The sequence below is a fragment of the Chitinophaga oryzae genome, from assembly GCF_012516375.2.
Taxonomy (GTDB): domain Bacteria; phylum Bacteroidota; class Bacteroidia; order Chitinophagales; family Chitinophagaceae; genus Chitinophaga; species Chitinophaga oryzae.
On sequence record NZ_CP051204.2, the window covers coordinates 6,775,394 to 6,791,324 of the forward strand.

The following is a 15,931-nucleotide window of genomic DNA, read 5'->3' on the forward strand; positions in this document are numbered from 1 at the left end:
GATTACGGTAATTTGTTATCCGTCGAAGCTGATGGTTGCTCTTCCGCCGTTTTCAGCTCATAATGCGCGGCATGATGCGCCGCCCGGATAGGCATGCCGGTGTGGTACGACCAGGCGTTGGTGAAAGCCGCGCCGAAGTAGAAGATAATGGAAGAATAGAACATAAACAGCAGCAACAGCACGGTAGATGCGGATGCGCCATAGAGGGTGTTGATACTGCTGTAGGTGAGTAACACTTTCAGGACGATTTTACCGATACTGAAAAGAATGCCGGTCACCAGTGCGCCGATAATGCCCGGCTTCAGGCGGGGCCGTCCGTCGGGGATAAAATAGAAAACGAGGTAAAACCAGGCGGTCACGATCAACACAGAAAGTACATAGTTGAGCGCGCTGTTATAATAAGACGCCAGCGCCGGCAGGTAGATGCTGATATACTTCCCTAAAAAAGCCTGGGCTGCTTCCGCCACCACGTCAATGAGGAACAGCAGTCCCGCGAAGAAGATCACCAGCACGCCCCTCAGCCGCGATACCATTATCCGGCCGAAGCTGGCACGGTGGACAGGCTTTATCTTCCACAGTTCATTGATGGAGCCTTTGATAATTTTAAACAGGGTGGTGGCGACAAACAGCAGGAAGAGAAACCCTGCGATGCCTATCAGCCAGTTCTGGGCGATGCTCCGGAACGCCCGCAGCGTTTGCACGATCGCTTCGGCCGTCTCCACGCCAAACAGCGCCTCCAGTTGCATCGACAAACGGCGGCCCGGATGTTCCATCCGGAAAATAAGCCGTAACAGCTGTATGAGGATCACCAGGATGGCAGGCAGGGCGAAGGTGGTGAAAAAAGCGGTAGCTCCAGCCAGCCGCAACGGGTCGTTGGCCTGCAAAGACTGATATGCATCTTTAAAGGACAGTAGCAGGAGACGCCAGTACGGCTGTCTTTTTGTTGTTGTTATTTCACCCATGTTTGACAATTCGGCCCGGAATGCTTAATTTACGTATAACCGCAATTGCAAATATAGAGCATCCCATAAACTTACAGACTGTGTATAAGATCCTTGTCCTGTTACTGAGCTGCCTGCTGTGGCAGACCAGCCACGCCGATACCTTCTACCCTGCCGATAACGGCTATTTCGAATATGTGGGCCGTATTGATTTCTCCCGTCCCGCTACGCCCCGCTTCTGGGCGCCCGGCGTGTACGTGACCGCCCGCTTCAAAGGACCACGCTGCGAGATCGTGCTGAACGATGAAATGTTATACGGCACCAGTCACAATTATGTGTCCATTATTATCGACAATAAACCACCCCTCCGTCAGCAGCTGCTGGGTAAAAGCGATACTATCCGCCTGCATCAGGGGTTGAATGACGGTCCGCATACCATCGTTATCTGTAAAAACACCGAAGCCGGTATCGGTTACCTCGAGTTCGCCGGCCTGCGCTGCCAGGAACTGCTGCCACTACCGGTATCGCCTGTACGAAAAATAGAATTTATCGGTAACTCCATCACCTGCGGCTCGGGCAGCGATCAGTCGGCAAAACCCTGCGGACAGGGGGAGTGGTATGATCAGCATAACGCCTGGCAAAGCTATGGCGCGCTGACGGCCCGCAAACTCAACGCGCAGTGGCAGCTCAGCTCCGTTTCCGGCATCGGGCTTATCCACAGCTGTTGCGGTATGTCGCTCACCATGCCGCAGGTGTTTGATAAAGTCAATATGCACCGCGACTCCATCCCGTGGGACTTCGCCAACTATCAACCGGACGTGGTGGCCGTTACCCTCGGCGAAAACGACGGCCCGCAGGACTCTACCCGCTTCTGCCAGGCTTATGTCGGGTTCCTGAAAAAGCTGCGAACATATTACCCGGCAGCCAGCATCATTTGCATCGACAGCCCCATGGCAGACCCCGCGTTTTCTCCGGTATTGCAGCGGTATATCACCGCCGTGGTAGCAGCCACGCAGGATAAAAAGGTGAGTAAGTATTTTTACAACAGAAAATATCAAAACGGTTGCGGCGGACATCCCGATCTGGCCGGGCATCAGCTGATGGCCAACGAGCTGACCACCTATATCAAAAAACTGAAACGCTGGTGATGAATCTGGCCCGCATGTTTTTCAAACACTATTCTTCGCCGGCAAAGAGACCACGGGAACGCCAGTAATCAAAGGTTTTACCGGACATGCCGCAGGCGCGCAGCATACCTGCTGTGTCCTCATCAGATAGGCTCCAGTCGACTGCATAGACGAAAAAGTAATCATCCAAAGGTATTTTACCGGAAAAGCGGGAAGCAGTCAGACGCCTGGCTACCTGATGCATCATTGCGTCTGCCACATCGTATTGTCTGCTTCGAAGTACTTCCGCTGTAAATGCTTTCAATAACCGGGCATGCGCCGTATCGTCGAGCGTAATATATTCCCCGTCAGAAAAAAGCATTGCCTGCATCAGTTCATTACCCTCCAATTCCCCGGCCAACCGGCGCTGTTCTTCGGCCGTCAGCACCTTTACCAACGGATGATAATCATCTACAGCCCGGTAATTCAGTTCCACAACAGCCAGCGGTTCCCTGATATCTCCGGCCTGCAAGCCCGCAATCACCGCATCAGCGATCTGTAACGACAGTTCATCCGCCAGGTCTGTCAAAGTCTTGCCTTCGGGTACTTTTACATAGTCGAACACCACATGGCCGTTGTCATCTTCTCTTGAAATCTCCTGTAAGTCGCCCTTTTCGTTATAAACATATTGTTGTTCAGACCGGCATTCCCCTATACCCGGCAGGATGGATAAACTCTTTGTCCCTGCAATACGCCCGTCTTCATACCGGTATTTTTTCACCGTTAAAATCAATGCGTGGTGTTGTATCAGTTGTGGCACCATCACCTCGGGAGCGAGTGTAACATACACAGGGCCCAGCTGACGGCCATTGATCATGCACGACTGATAACCGGCCACCCTGCCTTGCTCCATATACATCCGCTGTACCTTTACAGGTGTGTTTTCATTCCTGTTAAATTCAACATACCGCGCCTCCTCTTCACTATAGAGAAAACAACCTTCCCACGCTACCCGGTTATGCTGATGTTCATAAAATAAATAACAAGGCCGGCCTTTTTCATCCAGCCCGTATTTATACCCGGTATCTTCCGCAGGCTCCGAAAACACCTCTTCGTCAGGCGTTATCTGCCTGCCGTCGTAGTTGTCCAACTGGTAACATTCGCCCCGGGCGTACACATACCGCACTGCCGCAGCTTTAGCCTGCTCTATCTTGTCCATGTCCCCGAAAGCGGCTATCCATCTTTGAAGTATGTCGTCTTTTAATGCCGTCAGTTGCATATGATTATTTTAATGCTGAAGATCGGAAAAATTTATACAACCTCCCCTGCGGCGAATGTTACATGGAAACCGTAAACGGGTTTTCTGTCAGCACTTTTATGCGCCCTTTCATAATTTTACGAAATAACGTAACCCCTCCCTTATCATAAAAAAACATAACCAACTAACTATCAGCAATTTACAATTAGGCATCTGAATTGAATCCCTGGCGCAAACTTTTAAAAAATGAAACCATCATCCAACTTATTGTCTCCCGACAATCATGCGCTGGTCCTGATCGATTTTGAAGGCCAAATGGGCTTTGCCACTAAAAGTATTGCACTGAGTGAACTCAGGACCAATACTGCTGTTGTTGCAGGCGCCTCAAAAATTTTCAACGTGCCGACGATTGTCACCACTGTCGCTGAAGAATCTTTTTCCGGCCCTGTCTTCCCTGAAATCGAAGAATTTTACCCGCAGGCCACCTCCGGTTATATCGACCGTACTTCCATGAATACCTGGGAAGATGAAGCCGCCTACAAAGCGATCACTGGAAAGGGCAAGAAGAAACTGGTCCTGGCCGGTCTGTGGACTGGCGTGTGCATCGTAGGACCCGCCCTCTCCGCACTCGAAGAAGGTTATGATGTGTACGTGATCACCGATGCCTGTGGTGATGTAAGCCCTGAAGCACACGATCGCTCCGTACAAAGAATGATACATGCCGGAGTAAAACCTATGACCGCCATTCAATACCTGCTGGAACTGCAACGTGACTGGGCACGTCAGGAGACTTATAAGGCGGTAACTGATCTGATGAAAAAATACGGCGGCGCCTATGGCATCGGTATCCACTACGCCCACCACATGCTGAAACACTGAACCATTCTTTAAAAACTGCTCCAATTGCCAATAAAACGCCTTCCCCGTCTGATTCGTTTAGCCGTTCTGGTTACTATTTGTCTTTCTTCTGCTGTCAGGGTGAAAGGGCAAAGCTTTAAACTGATGCGCTTTGATGAAGACTATTCAGGACTCAAAGATTCCACCCGCAACTTCTACCGGAAAATAAAATACACCAGCCTGTCAAAAACCGGCAGCGCCTACGTCTCTTTCGGCGGTGGCGCCAGAGTAGAGTATGTTGATTTTAACAACGAAGACTGGGGAAGGCTGGGCATTGGGCGCAACGTTTTTTTGCTGCAACGTTACGACCTGCATGCAGACCTCCATCTGCATGAACGGTTCAGGATTTTCACCCAGATCAGAAGCGCCTGGGAAACCGGAAGGGACAATGGTCCCCGTCCTATCGACGAAGACCATCTGAATATACAAAACCTCTTCATCGATGCTACTATCATCAAAAGGAAAGATCAGCAACTGGTCCTTCGCACCGGCAGGCAGGAACTGGATTATGGCAGCGGCAGACTGATTTCCGTAAGAGAAGGTCCCAACCTCCGGCTGTATTTCGACGGGGCTAAACTGATGTATACCACTCCGCGATGGAGCCTCGACGGATTTGCGATGATGGCCGACACCACCTACACCGGCGCTTTTGACAATAAACGCGGCAAGCAGGTGAACCTCTGGGGATTGTACAGCAAAATCATTCTTCCCGCCTTTCCCAATATCGACGTGTATTACATCGGTATTAAGCGCGACCGCTCGGTGTTTGAAGAAGGCATCCATAAAGAATTGCGGCATACCGCAGGCACCCGGATATGGCGCTATGGCGGCGGTTTCATATACAACCTGGAAGCCGCCTGGCAGTTCGGTTCTTTTGGAGATGGTCGTATCAACGCCTGGACAGCATCCGTGGAAGCGGGTTACCTGTTTGAAAACCTCCCCGGCCGCCCGGCGATCAGCCTGCGGAATGATTATATCTCAGGAGACGGCCAAAAAGGAGACGGTCGCCTTCAGTCTTTCAATCCGCTGTATCCCAAAGGCGGATACTTTGGCTTCAGTCCACAGATCGGCCCTGTCAACCTGATAGATTTACATCCCTATGCCACTATCAACATTGGTAAGAAGATACTGGCGCAGGCGGATGTGGTGCTCAACTGGCGGTATTCGCTACAGGATGGTATTTACAGGCCCAGCGGAGGATTTAACGTCTCCGGTTCAACATCTGCAGAAAGACATATCGGCACGGCCTGGCTCGCAAGCTTCATCTACAGTTTAAACAAATTTATCTCGTTGAACTGTGGCTTTCAATATTTCAAAGCAGGTGCTTTTATCCGGGATATAACACCTGCTCCAAAGGATGGCCTGTTTATCAATACCAGGATCAGTCTCAAATTCTAGCATAAAACAATACACCATGAATAAAATATTTATTATCCGATGTCAGCGGGCGCTCGTTGTTTGTATGAGCGTTTCCGTCCTTTTGTTGCATTCCGTTGTATTATCAGCCCAGCAGACTGACAGCCCAGCCAGGACCACGCCCATAGGCACCACAAAAGTATGGGGCAAAGCAGAGGGCATATCCATCATTGGATTAGTGCAAGGCCCTTCCGCTGCCGCAGCGCCGTTACAGGTAGCCTGCGTATTTGAATATACCGAAGGCGACATTTTCCAGCCTCCTGCGCTGCCAGCCGCACTTAATGGAATGGTACATCTCGACGAAGCGCTCAAGGGACAGATCACTGAATTAAGAAAAAGCGGAAAGTTCGAAGGGCATTACCTGGAAACACTGTTGATCACCCCGCCCAAAGGCGCCATAAAAGCGCCCAGATTGTTGCTGATCGGGTTGGGCGACCGTCATGAGTTTAATGCAGACATGATGATCAGTGTCGGCGCCGTAGCCCTTCGCGAAGCGACCCGGCTCGGCGTATCCGGCTTTGCCTTTGCCAGCGACATCAAAGATGCCGGTGTCGACGCTCCCACGGCATTGGTAGCTGCCAATGTCACCAAAGGGATCATCAATGCCTGGCGCACACAACGCTATCTGCAAAAGCTACACCTCTCTCCGGTAAAGCCCATAACCCAGGCCACCTTGCTGGCCGGGCCGGCATTTTTTGAAATAGCAGGAGAAGGTATCAGGGAAGCCATTGCATCTTTTAACAACTAAATACCGCCATGATGAATAAAAAAGCAGATCTCGTGCTGTACAACGGGAAGATACATACGGTGGACCCATCTAATCCCCGCGCCACTGCCGTTGCCATCAGCGACGGCCGGTTCGTGGCCGTAGGTGATGATCAGGTCATCCTTCAGCAATATGGCGCAGCAGGAACAGTACAAATAGACCTTAAAGGGAAACGGGTGATCCCCGGGCTCAACGACTCCCACATCCACCTCATTCGCGGAGGACTGAATTACAATCTCGAACTGAGATGGGACGGCGTCCCTTCCCTCTCCGACGCTTTGGCTATGCTGAAAAAACAAGTGGCCGTCACGCCATCCCCCCAATGGGTAAGAGTGGTAGGTGGATGGACCGAACATCAGTTTGCAGAAAAGAGGATGCCGACACTGGAAGAGCTCAACACCATTGCCCCGGACACGCCGGTCTTCATCATGCACCTGTATGACCGTGCATTCCTGAACCGTGCGGCCCTGCGGGCTGTGGGTTTCACCAAAGATACACCGGCCCCTCCCGGCGGCATCATCGAAAAGGACCGCAATGGAGAACCTACAGGGCTGATCCTTGCCAGTCCCAATGCAATGATACTATATTCCACACTGGCAAAAGGGCCCAGGCTTTCCTACGAACATCAGGTCAACTCCACCCGTCACTTTATGACGGAACTGAACAGATTTGGTATTACCAGTGTGATTGACGCCGGTGGCGGATTTCAGAACTACCCGGACGACTATCAGGTGATCAGCGAACTTCACCAAAAACAACAGCTTACCGTACGCATTGCTTACAATCTCTTTACACAAAGGCCCAAACAGGAACTGGAAGATTTTAAAAACTGGACCAGCACGGTGAAAGTCCATCAGGGCGACGATATGTACCGGCACAATGGCGCAGGTGAAATGCTTGTATTTTCAGCTGCCGACTTTGAAGATTTTCTGCAGCCGCGGCCCGATCTGCCGGAAACCATGGAAGCCGAACTGGAGAAAGTGGTGCGCCACCTCGTGGAAAACCGCTGGCCATTCCGGTTACACGCCACCTACAATGAAAGTATCTCCCGCTTCCTCGATGTTTTCGAAAAAGTGAACAGGGACATTCCGTTCGACGGACTACACTGGATATTTGACCATGCTGAAACGATCGATGAACGGAACATAGACCGGGTGAAGGCCCTTGGCGGTGGTATCGCCATTCAGAGCCGGATGGCGTTTCAGGGGGAATACTTTACTGATCGCTACGGCAAGGCAGCGGCAGCGCAAACGCCACCGGTGAAAAGGATGCTGCAGGCAGGCGTGCCCGTAGGCGCCGGCACAGACGCCACGCGCGTCAGCAGCTATAATCCGTGGATAGCCCTCTACTGGTTGTCCGCCGGCAAAACAGCCGGTGGCCTGCAGCTTTATGACGACGGCACCCGGCTAAGCAGAGAAACCGCACTCGAATTATACACCCGGGGCAGTGCGTGGTTCTCAGATGAGCAGCACCTTAAAGGGTGTATCAAAACAGGCCAGCTGGCAGACCTCGCGGTGCTGGACGCCGACTATTTCACCATACAGGAAGAAGACATCAAACACATATCATCCCTCCTGACGATCGTAGGCGGGAAAATCGTGTATGGCAGCGACGAGTTCTCTTCACACGCTCCCCCTGCTATCCCTGTGCTGCCCGACTGGTCGCCGGTTAACCGGTTTGGAGGTTATTATTCTTCGAAAGGCAGCCTGGTAAAAAACAATCCGGCAGCCATTACCAGTCAGGTACACTGTTGCGCCGGAAGCTGCGACGTACATGGGCACGATCACAATATAGCCAGGCTGAATCCGGTGCCGGTCAATAACTACAGCGCATTCTGGGGTGTTTTCGGATGCTCCTGTTTTGCTTTTTAAAATATTTTTTATGAATGAGATCATCCGCCATCTCCTCTACTCGGACGCCGGGAGCGCCCTCAATAACTATGCATTGCTGGCTTTCCGGGTATTGCTCGCTTTTGAACTGTTCCGTGTGCATGGCATGAAAAAATTCCGTTTGCAAAACGGACAAAAGGAACATGTTCCTAATCCGCTGCATCTGCCCGATAAGCTGAATGGGCTTGTTGCCACATTCGCAGACACTGTGGTGCCCTTCCTGATGGCACTGGGACTGTTTACCCGCCTGGCGATCCTGCCTACCATCAGCGTAACCGCCATCGGCTATTTTTTCGTGCACCGGAAAGACAGTCCCAAAGTACGGGACGTACCCTACATGTACACGCTGTCCCTTTTGTTGCTGCTGATACTGGGACCTGGCAACTATTCCATAGACGTACAATTTTTATATCACCTTTTCTAAATCATCTACGCATGCAAGCCAATATCGGCATCGAACAAAAAAATCTGGCCGCGGTATCCCATTCGCTGGGCAAAATGATGGCAGATGAATTTTTACTGTACACCAAAACCAGGAAGGCGCACTGGTGCGTGACAGGGCCCGATTTTCACAGCAAACATATTTTCTTTGAAAGTCAGTACCAGCAACTGGAAGAAATCATCGACGATCTGGCAGAACGTATCCGTACGCTGGGCCATTTTCCACCGGCCACGCTCAAAGAATTTCTGGCCCTCACCCATCTCACCGAAATGACGAGGGAGAAAAACGACGGCATCGGGTTCATCAAAGACCTGTTGCACGATCACGAAAGTATCCTGATTCATCTCCGGGAGAACATCAACCATTATGGCACCGCCCTCCATGATGCCGGCACCAGTGATTACATCACAGGGCTGATGGAAACACATGAGAAAATGGCCTGGATGCTCCGGGCGCACCTGGAATAAATTGTTCATCTAAACAGACGACCGGTATGACAGAACAAAAACATAGTATTAACTGGGTCACTTTCCTGCTGGCATGGGTGGCAGGTTATTGTGATACCGCCACTTTCGTGTCCGGCGATTCCATTTTTTCCGCGCATGTTACGGGCAACTTCATTGTATTCGCGGCACAGGTGTCCGCCGGAAGTACCAGTGCCACGGCATGGATCAAGCTGATTACGTTTCCCGTATTTATAGTGGCGGTGATGGCCGGCGGCTGGCTGGCAGAAAAAACAGTAAAAAAATACCGCATTTTACTGGCAGAAGGCCTAATTTTGACGGCTTGCGGAATCACAGCTTTTTTCCTGCCGATATTAACATCTCTGGAAGAAAAACCGGTAAGCTATCTTATCGTCATGGTCACTGTATTGGGCATGGGCCTACAGAACGCCTTCGGGAAGCTGTTTGCCAGGGAAACACATGGCCCTACCACTATGATGACGGGCAATGTCACACAAGCCGCGCTGGACCTGGGCAGCATTATCCGGAATGGCTGGCAGGGCAATGAGGTACCGGTGTCCGGGCTAAAAAAGCAGGCTGTCACCATCGGCGGGTTCCTGGCCGGCTGTATCATCGGCGCGCTCGTTGCGCGGTGGGCGGGGCTGAGCGCTATCATTATACCCGGCGTAGCCATCGTGATCTGTTACCTGCAGGGAGAAATGTCCGCGCAAAAAGAAGAATAACAGATGTTTCAATGTATGATCAATTCCCGGCGGCAGCTACTGCTGCTGATACACCTGCTGATACCGGCAGCCATATTAGCCCAGGCTGATACAGACACCGGCAAAGCCGGTGAACTGCTTAGGACTGACAAAGCCGATACCGCCACCATTCACAGGATGTTGCGCGTGGGCGAAGCATTCCTCGACAAGCCGGAGTCCCGGGAAGAAGACATGAATATGGGCTTTCGCATGGCCGACGCAATGGAAAGCCGTAGCCGGAAGATCAACTATCTCAGGGGCCTTGGCCTGAGTAAACTATTGCGGGCCAAGGCCTTCCGGGAGTCCGGACAGGCAGAAAAAGGCAGAACAAGCAGCGAACAGGCCCTCCAGCTGCTGTCGCAGGCGGGCACGGAAAAAGAAAAGGCACAGGCTATTATTGAATTAGGAGGCACTTACTCCAACGATGCCAAAGATCTCCCCCGGAAAATCGCATTATATCAACAAGGGGCGGACATCTTCCTGAAAAACGGGGAGGAATTGCCCGCAGCACAACTAAAAGAGTTCATCGGCGACCTGTTACAGGTGAACGGGAGCTACAGCGATGCAGAACAGGTATTGCAGGAAGCCCTTTCCATCTACAAAAAGAAGGGATATGAACGGCTACAGGGCCTGTATTCCATTCTGGGAGAAGCGTATCACGGTTCAAACAACTTTGTGCAATCGCTTCGCTACAACCTGCTGGCGGTGGAAACCGCAGAAAAAATGAATGAACAGGGGCCGCTGATGACAACGATCTACAACCGCGTTGGACTCAACTATTACAGCGTGCATTATTATGACCAGGCATTCGACTATTTTGATAAAGCGCTGGCACATGCAAGATATCTTCGGGACACGGGCACTGCCAGGACCCTGTTATTAAACATGTCTGACGCGTTGCGCCACCGCGGAGAATACAGCAGAAGCCTGGATACGCTGTTCGCCGCCGGGAAACTCGGCCCTATCGTCCTGAGCAACGAAATAGTACAGGCAAAAATCAGCTACCTGAAAAACTATATGGCATTAAATGCCTGGCAGAAAGCGGCCCCTCACTATGAATATCTGAAAAAGATACCGGAAGATGACCACCAAGACAAAGGAATTGTTCAGGCCGTGCGCCTGGCAATTGCCGGTTATCTGCAATCAGCGGGCCTGTTTAGCAAAGCCGAGAAATACATCAGGGATTACCAGCGCGACATGAAGGAGGTCCCCGGCGGACTTGTACGGCAATCAGAAGGAGAATATCTCGCCTTCCGGGCCGACTCTGCGATAGGCAATCTGCCTTCCGCCATCATCCATTACCAACGCTTTAAACAGCTATCAGATTCCGTTACCGGCACAAACCAAAGCAAACAACTCGATGTACTCCGGTTACAGTTTGAAACAGAAAGAAAAGACAAAGACATAGAGCTGCTGACCCAGAAAAGCAAACTGCAGGAAATTTCCCTGCAGAAAGGAAGAGTGTTCCGAAACGTGATCATGGGTGGCATTGCCATGCTGCTGCTCATCCTGGCTTTGTTATACAACAGATACCGGCTGAAGAAGCGGAACGCCTTCCGGCTGGAAAAACAACGGGAAGCCATCAATGCACAGAATGAACTACTGAAAAAACTGGTGGATGAAAAGGAGTGGCTGCTCAAAGAAATTCACCACCGGGTAAAAAATAATCTCCAGATTATCATCAGCCTGCTGAACACCCAGTCCCGCTATCTCGACAACGCAGACGCCCTGGCGGCCATCAAAAACAGCCAGCACCGGATGTATGCCATGTCACTGATCCATCAGCGGCTCTATCATACTGACAACCTCGGCGCCATCGATATGCATTGGTATATCCGGGAACTGACAGGGTTTATGCAGGAAAGTTTTGATACCGGTTCAAAAATCACTTTCTGCATTAACAGCGAAGCCATTCAGGTAGATGTAGTACAGGCCGTTCCATTGGGCCTGATCCTGAACGAGGCAGTCAGCAACGCCATTAAATACGCCTTTCCCGGCGACAGGCACGGCGTAGTGGAAATAACATTCAAAAAAAACGGAGCACAATATTACCTGCTTTCTATCGCCGACGACGGTATCGGGCTGCGCGACAGCTTTATACCGGAGGAATCATGCTCGCTGGGCATGAGCCTGATGAAAGGACTGGCAGAACAACTGGAAGGATCTTTCCACCTTAACAGTACCGCCAACGGCGTAGCCATACAGGTACTTTTTTCAGCAAAAACCACCCATCAGACAACCTAAAAAAAGTGCTATGGCCGACAAAGAAAAAATACTGATCGTCGAAGATGAATTCATTGTAGGCAACGACCTGAAAATGATACTGGTCAAAGGCGGCTACGATGTATGCGGGATCGCGGCGTCTGTAGAACAAGCCCGGTTATTGATCTCACAGCAGAAGCCCGACTGGGTACTGCTGGATATCATTCTCAAAACGCCGACCAGCGGCATTGAGCTGGCGAAAGAACTTCAGCAGCTCCGTATCCCTTTTCTGTATATTTCCGCCAATACCAACCAGCAAACGCTGGAAGCCGCCAAAGCAACCCAACCCTATGGTTTCCTGGTAAAACCTTTCCGGGAAAGAGACCTTTTTGTGATGCTCGACATCGCCCGTTACCGCTACGGCGCAGAAACAGGGATAATAAGAGAGGAACGGCAGCCAGCGGCCGCGGCAACGGTCCTCGATCCGAACATTATCGGCAGCAGCAACAGCATGAAAAAAGCACAGGAACAGGCCGGAATCGTTGCCCCAACCAATACTTCCGTTTTGCTTCTGGGAGAAAGCGGCACCGGCAAAGAACGTTTTGCGCAGGCTATCCACAAAAACTCCCACAGAAAAAACAAACCTTTTATTACCGTCAACTGCGCAGCGTTGCCGGTTTCCCTGCTGGAATCAGAGCTGTTCGGCCATGAACGCGGAGCCTTTACAGGCGCCGTCCAAAAGCGCGCCGGTAAATTTGAACAGGCGCACGGCGGCACCCTTTTTCTGGACGAAATCGGTGAACTGCCATTGGAAGCGCAGGTGAAACTGCTTCGCACCCTGCAGGAAAAAGAAATAGAAAAACTGGGCGGAGGCCCGCTGATCAAGGTAGATGTTCGCGTCATCGCTGCTACGAACAGAAACCTGGAGAAAGAAGTTGCTGAAGGAAGATTCCGGCTCGACTTATACTACCGGCTCAACGTATTTCCCATTGCGTTACCCCCACTGCGCGAGCACAAAGAAGATATTACGCCGCTGACCCTTCATTTTCTAAAAAAGTTCTCCACCAATGCCGGCAGAAAAATGACCGGCATCAGCGACGCAGCGCTGCAAACGCTACTGCAACATGACTGGCCCGGCAATATCCGTGAGCTGGAACATGTGATAGAACGACATTTTATCCTGGCGGAGGGAGAACAGATCAACACCATAAACATCCCCGTCGCCCAGCTGCCGGTCCTTGCTGCCGAAGAAAAACTGGAAACGATGGAAGAGATGGAAAGAGCCCATATCCTGAAAGTGCTGAAAGCCTGCAACGGCCGCGTATCCGGCAGCATGGGCGCCGCCGCCATTCTCCGCATATCAGCGCAGACGCTGTACTCGAAAATGAAAAAACTGGGTATAAAAACCACTTACAAATAATCTGTCAGATGGAAAAAGAAACGGCAAGGATAGAAGGCTTCAGCGATGGCGTATTTGCGATCGCTATCACCCTGCTGGTACTGGACCTGCGTATCCCCGCCACAGAAAACAACGACAGGCAAACACTGGTGAACAGCCTGTTGAAACAATGGCCGTCATTCCTGGCTTTTAGCCTGTCTTTTTTCAGCATCTTCATTATGTGGGTCAACCACCACAAGATGTTTAAGCAGATCTACCGGCGCAACAGCATGCTGATGTTTGCCAACGGGCTCATATTATTTCTGGCTACCTGTATCTCCTATCCTACCGCGCTGCTGGCGAGGTATTATGGCACTCCTTCCGCAACGGTGGCTGTGGCGGTGTACACCGGGCTGTTTGTGCTGATTAATCTCGCGTTTAACTTACTATGGTCCACCGCCAGCCGTGACAGGAAACTGCTACGGCCAGCCATCAGCGATGCGGCCGTCAGAAAAATCGCGAGAAACTATCAATACGGCTTACCGGTGCATTTGTCAGCGTTCCTGCTTTCCTTTTGCTGGGCCGGCGGCGCCCTGATATTATGCATCGTCCTCTGGACCTATTGGGCTTTTACTTCCGGCAGGCTGGACCTGCCCGATGAAAAGCCCGTCAGCGTGCCTTAACCGGTCTCTTTCCCGCTATCAATAAAATGTTCTTTCCGGATACCCAGTTTTTGCATTTTGGAGATAAGCGTGGTAGAAGGCAGCTGCAGTTTAACGGCGGCACCGGCAGCGCCGGATATCCTGCCATTCGACAACCTGATCATTTTGAGAATATGTTCCCGTTCAACGTCCGCCAGTGACCGCACCTGCGTTTCCGCATCGGGCCGGGAGAAAAGCATTTTGTTTTTAGACGGTAAACTAACCTCCGTGATAATGCTGGTGGAAGTGAGCAATACGGTCCTTTCTATCAGGTGCTCCAGCTCCCGGATATTACCCGGCCATGAATAAGCCTTTAATTTCTGCAACGCTTTGGGTGCAATGCCGGTGATCTTCCTTCCGCTCCCAACGGCATACTTTTCAATAAAAAAAGATACCAGCGCGGGAATATCTTCCCTGCGTTCCCGCAGTGGCGGCAAAGTAATGGGAAACACACACAGACGGTAATAAAGGTCGCTGCGAAAGCGGCCGGCGACGATCTCTTCTTCCAGGTTCTTGTTGGTAGCGGCAACAATACGCACGTTGACTTTGATCAACCCCTTCCCGCCAATCCTTTCAATTTCTTTTTCCTGCAACGCCCGTAACAACTTCGCCTGCATTTCCGGCGGCAGTTCTCCGATTTCGTCCAGGAAAAGCGTACTGTTGTCGGCCAGTTCAAACTTACCAATCCTTTTATCCAATGCGCCTGTGAAACTGCCTTTCTCATGACCAAACAACTCGCTTTCCAGCAGGTTAGCCGGAATAGCCGCACAATTAACTTTGATCATGAGTTTATCGCGCCGCGGAGAACTATCATGTATCTGGTGTGCGATCAGTTCCTTTCCGGTCCCGGTTTCTCCGAGGATTAATACCGTGGCGTCGGAAGCCGCTACTTTTTCTACCAGTTCGTAGACGTTACGTATGGCTGCAGAGCGGCCTATTGCCTTGTCTGCCGGCAGCCGGTCTTTTTTCCGTTCCTCCTTCAGGTAACGGTTTTCCTGCTCCAGTTGTGTTTTATACTGCCGTATTTCCTCCAGCTGCAACTCAATTTTTTCGTTGGCGAGGATATTGGATACCCCTGTTCCCAACTGATCCGCTATGCCGGTGAAAAAACCAAACCGGCGCTTTGTAAATACGCCAGCTTTCAACGCATAAAGATACAACACGCCTTTAGGCTCCTTTCCGTTGCATACCCTGATCAGCATCATCTCTTTCACACCGGAATTATACCAGTGAATGACATAGGCAGGAACATCCTTTTGGCGGATGAGGCTTCTCAGGTCAAACACCACCGGCTCCTCCCGGTCGATAGCCTTATCAAATATGCCGTCGTGAACAGGATGTTGCAGGTGCATCACCGGGTTTTCCCCGGTAATAGTCCTTATCTTTTTTTCTGCGCTGTACAGGAAGGGGGAATGAGTGACCCCATCTTCGTTGATCAGGCAAAGCGTATAATAGCTGGCGCCGATATTTTCCAGCAGCTGTTCATTGACTATCTCCCAGAGATCAGAACGATGCCTGGCCGCCGCTATTGCTTTGGAAAAACATAGCAGGGTTTCAAATTCATCTTTTTTGCGGGAAATATCTGTGTTCATGATGCAATAATACAAAAGCGCTTATAAAAATTACGATATTTCGTAAAACAGCTAAGGCGGCAAAAAAACGTTTATTACTGATAATCAACAATATACATTCCGGTACATCGTTTGGCTATAGTGGTCAATTCCCGGACAA

14 protein-coding genes are annotated in these 15,931 nt (G+C 51.0%); 11 read left to right on the plus strand and 3 right to left on the minus strand.

What is annotated here, in order from left to right:
• Positions 1 to 2 precede the first annotated feature (2 nt).
• On the minus strand, positions 3 to 962 hold the full coding sequence (locus HF324_RS26565; protein WP_168805995.1) for a YihY/virulence factor BrkB family protein: 960 nt from the start codon (positions 960 to 962) through the stop codon (positions 3 to 5).
• Between the two features lie 80 nt (positions 963 to 1,042).
• Between HF324_RS26565 and HF324_RS26570 the strand changes: the two genes are divergently transcribed.
• The gene (locus HF324_RS26570; RefSeq protein WP_220100628.1) at positions 1,043 to 2,089 is read left to right on the plus strand and encodes an SGNH/GDSL hydrolase family protein; all 1,047 of its coding nucleotides are present in this window, start codon (positions 1,043 to 1,045) and stop codon (positions 2,087 to 2,089) included.
• A gap of 28 nt (positions 2,090 to 2,117) precedes the next feature.
• On the opposite strand, the gene HF324_RS26575 is transcribed toward HF324_RS26570, so the two are convergent.
• On the minus strand, positions 2,118 to 3,326 hold the full coding sequence (locus HF324_RS26575) for a hypothetical protein (RefSeq protein WP_168861262.1): 1,209 nt from the start codon (positions 3,324 to 3,326) through the stop codon (positions 2,118 to 2,120).
• 225 nt (positions 3,327 to 3,551) lie between these two features.
• On the opposite strand from HF324_RS26575, the gene HF324_RS26580 reads away from it, so the two are divergent.
• From HF324_RS26580 to HF324_RS26625, 10 genes are all read left to right on the plus strand, one after another.
• Positions 3,552 to 4,184 carry a hydrolase gene (locus HF324_RS26580; RefSeq protein WP_168806001.1) on the plus strand — a complete coding sequence of 211 codons (633 nt, stop codon included), beginning with the start codon at positions 3,552 to 3,554 and terminating at the stop codon, positions 4,182 to 4,184.
• Positions 4,185 to 4,307: 123 nt separating this feature from the next.
• Positions 4,308 to 5,600: an alginate export family protein gene (locus HF324_RS26585; protein ID WP_168861263.1), complete on the plus strand. Its 1,293-nt coding sequence runs from the start codon at positions 4,308 to 4,310 to the stop codon at positions 5,598 to 5,600.
• 16 nt (positions 5,601 to 5,616) lie between these two features.
• The gene (locus tag HF324_RS26590) at positions 5,617 to 6,366 is read left to right on the plus strand and encodes a M17 family peptidase N-terminal domain-containing protein (RefSeq protein WP_258539202.1); all 750 of its coding nucleotides are present in this window, start codon (positions 5,617 to 5,619) and stop codon (positions 6,364 to 6,366) included.
• Positions 6,367 to 6,374: 8 nt separating this feature from the next.
• The gene (locus HF324_RS26595) at positions 6,375 to 8,255 is read left to right on the plus strand and encodes an amidohydrolase (RefSeq protein WP_168861264.1); all 1,881 of its coding nucleotides are present in this window, start codon (positions 6,375 to 6,377) and stop codon (positions 8,253 to 8,255) included.
• Between the two features lie 10 nt (positions 8,256 to 8,265).
• Positions 8,266 to 8,697: a DoxX family protein gene (locus HF324_RS26600; protein WP_168861265.1), complete on the plus strand. Its 432-nt coding sequence runs from the start codon at positions 8,266 to 8,268 to the stop codon at positions 8,695 to 8,697.
• Between the two features lie 11 nt (positions 8,698 to 8,708).
• Positions 8,709 to 9,182, plus strand: coding sequence for a Dps family protein (locus HF324_RS26605; protein ID WP_168861266.1), 474 nt, complete (start codon positions 8,709 to 8,711; stop codon positions 9,180 to 9,182).
• Between the two features lie 26 nt (positions 9,183 to 9,208).
• Positions 9,209 to 9,901 (plus strand): YoaK family protein, encoded by a 693-nt coding sequence (locus HF324_RS26610; protein ID WP_168861267.1) that lies wholly within the window; start codon positions 9,209 to 9,211, stop codon positions 9,899 to 9,901.
• 15 nt (positions 9,902 to 9,916) lie between these two features.
• Positions 9,917 to 12,163, plus strand: coding sequence for a tetratricopeptide repeat-containing sensor histidine kinase (locus tag HF324_RS26615; protein WP_168861268.1), 2,247 nt, complete (start codon positions 9,917 to 9,919; stop codon positions 12,161 to 12,163).
• 10 nt (positions 12,164 to 12,173) lie between these two features.
• On the plus strand, positions 12,174 to 13,541 hold the full coding sequence (locus HF324_RS26620) for a sigma-54-dependent transcriptional regulator (protein WP_168861269.1): 1,368 nt from the start codon (positions 12,174 to 12,176) through the stop codon (positions 13,539 to 13,541).
• A gap of 8 nt (positions 13,542 to 13,549) precedes the next feature.
• Positions 13,550 to 14,182 (plus strand): TMEM175 family protein, encoded by a 633-nt coding sequence (locus HF324_RS26625; protein ID WP_168806015.1) that lies wholly within the window; start codon positions 13,550 to 13,552, stop codon positions 14,180 to 14,182.
• Here HF324_RS26625 and HF324_RS33810 read toward each other — a convergent pair.
• Entirely contained in the window at positions 14,179 to 15,792 is a 1,614-nt protein-coding gene (locus HF324_RS33810) for a sigma-54-dependent Fis family transcriptional regulator (RefSeq protein ID WP_281354952.1), read from the minus strand. The genes HF324_RS26625 and HF324_RS33810 overlap by 4 nt on opposite strands.
• Positions 15,793 to 15,931: the final 139 nt, after the last annotated feature.

Bases quoted from the DNA above. Each gene is read 5' to 3' on its own strand.
- HF324_RS26565 (WP_168805995.1), bottom strand. From the start codon at position 962: ATGGGTGAAATAACAACAACAAAAAGACAGCCGTACTGGCGTCTCCTG.
- HF324_RS26575 (WP_168861262.1), bottom strand. From the start codon at position 3,326: ATGCAACTGACGGCATTAAAAGACGACATACTTCAAAGATGGATAGCC.
- HF324_RS26580 (WP_168806001.1), top strand. From the start codon at position 3,552: ATGAAACCATCATCCAACTTATTGTCTCCCGACAATCATGCGCTGGTC.
- HF324_RS26585 (WP_168861263.1), top strand. From the start codon at position 4,308: ATGCGCTTTGATGAAGACTATTCAGGACTCAAAGATTCCACCCGCAAC.
- HF324_RS26590 (WP_258539202.1), top strand. From the start codon at position 5,617: ATGAATAAAATATTTATTATCCGATGTCAGCGGGCGCTCGTTGTTTGT.
- HF324_RS26595 (WP_168861264.1), top strand. From the start codon at position 6,375: ATGATGAATAAAAAAGCAGATCTCGTGCTGTACAACGGGAAGATACAT.
- HF324_RS26600 (WP_168861265.1), top strand. From the start codon at position 8,266: ATGAATGAGATCATCCGCCATCTCCTCTACTCGGACGCCGGGAGCGCC.
- HF324_RS26605 (WP_168861266.1), top strand. From the start codon at position 8,709: ATGCAAGCCAATATCGGCATCGAACAAAAAAATCTGGCCGCGGTATCC.
- HF324_RS26610 (WP_168861267.1), top strand. From the start codon at position 9,209: ATGACAGAACAAAAACATAGTATTAACTGGGTCACTTTCCTGCTGGCA.
- HF324_RS26615 (WP_168861268.1), top strand. From the start codon at position 9,917: ATGATCAATTCCCGGCGGCAGCTACTGCTGCTGATACACCTGCTGATA.
- HF324_RS26620 (WP_168861269.1), top strand. From the start codon at position 12,174: ATGGCCGACAAAGAAAAAATACTGATCGTCGAAGATGAATTCATTGTA.
- HF324_RS26625 (WP_168806015.1), top strand. From the start codon at position 13,550: ATGGAAAAAGAAACGGCAAGGATAGAAGGCTTCAGCGATGGCGTATTT.
- HF324_RS33810 (WP_281354952.1), bottom strand. From the start codon at position 15,792: ATGAACACAGATATTTCCCGCAAAAAAGATGAATTTGAAACCCTGCTA.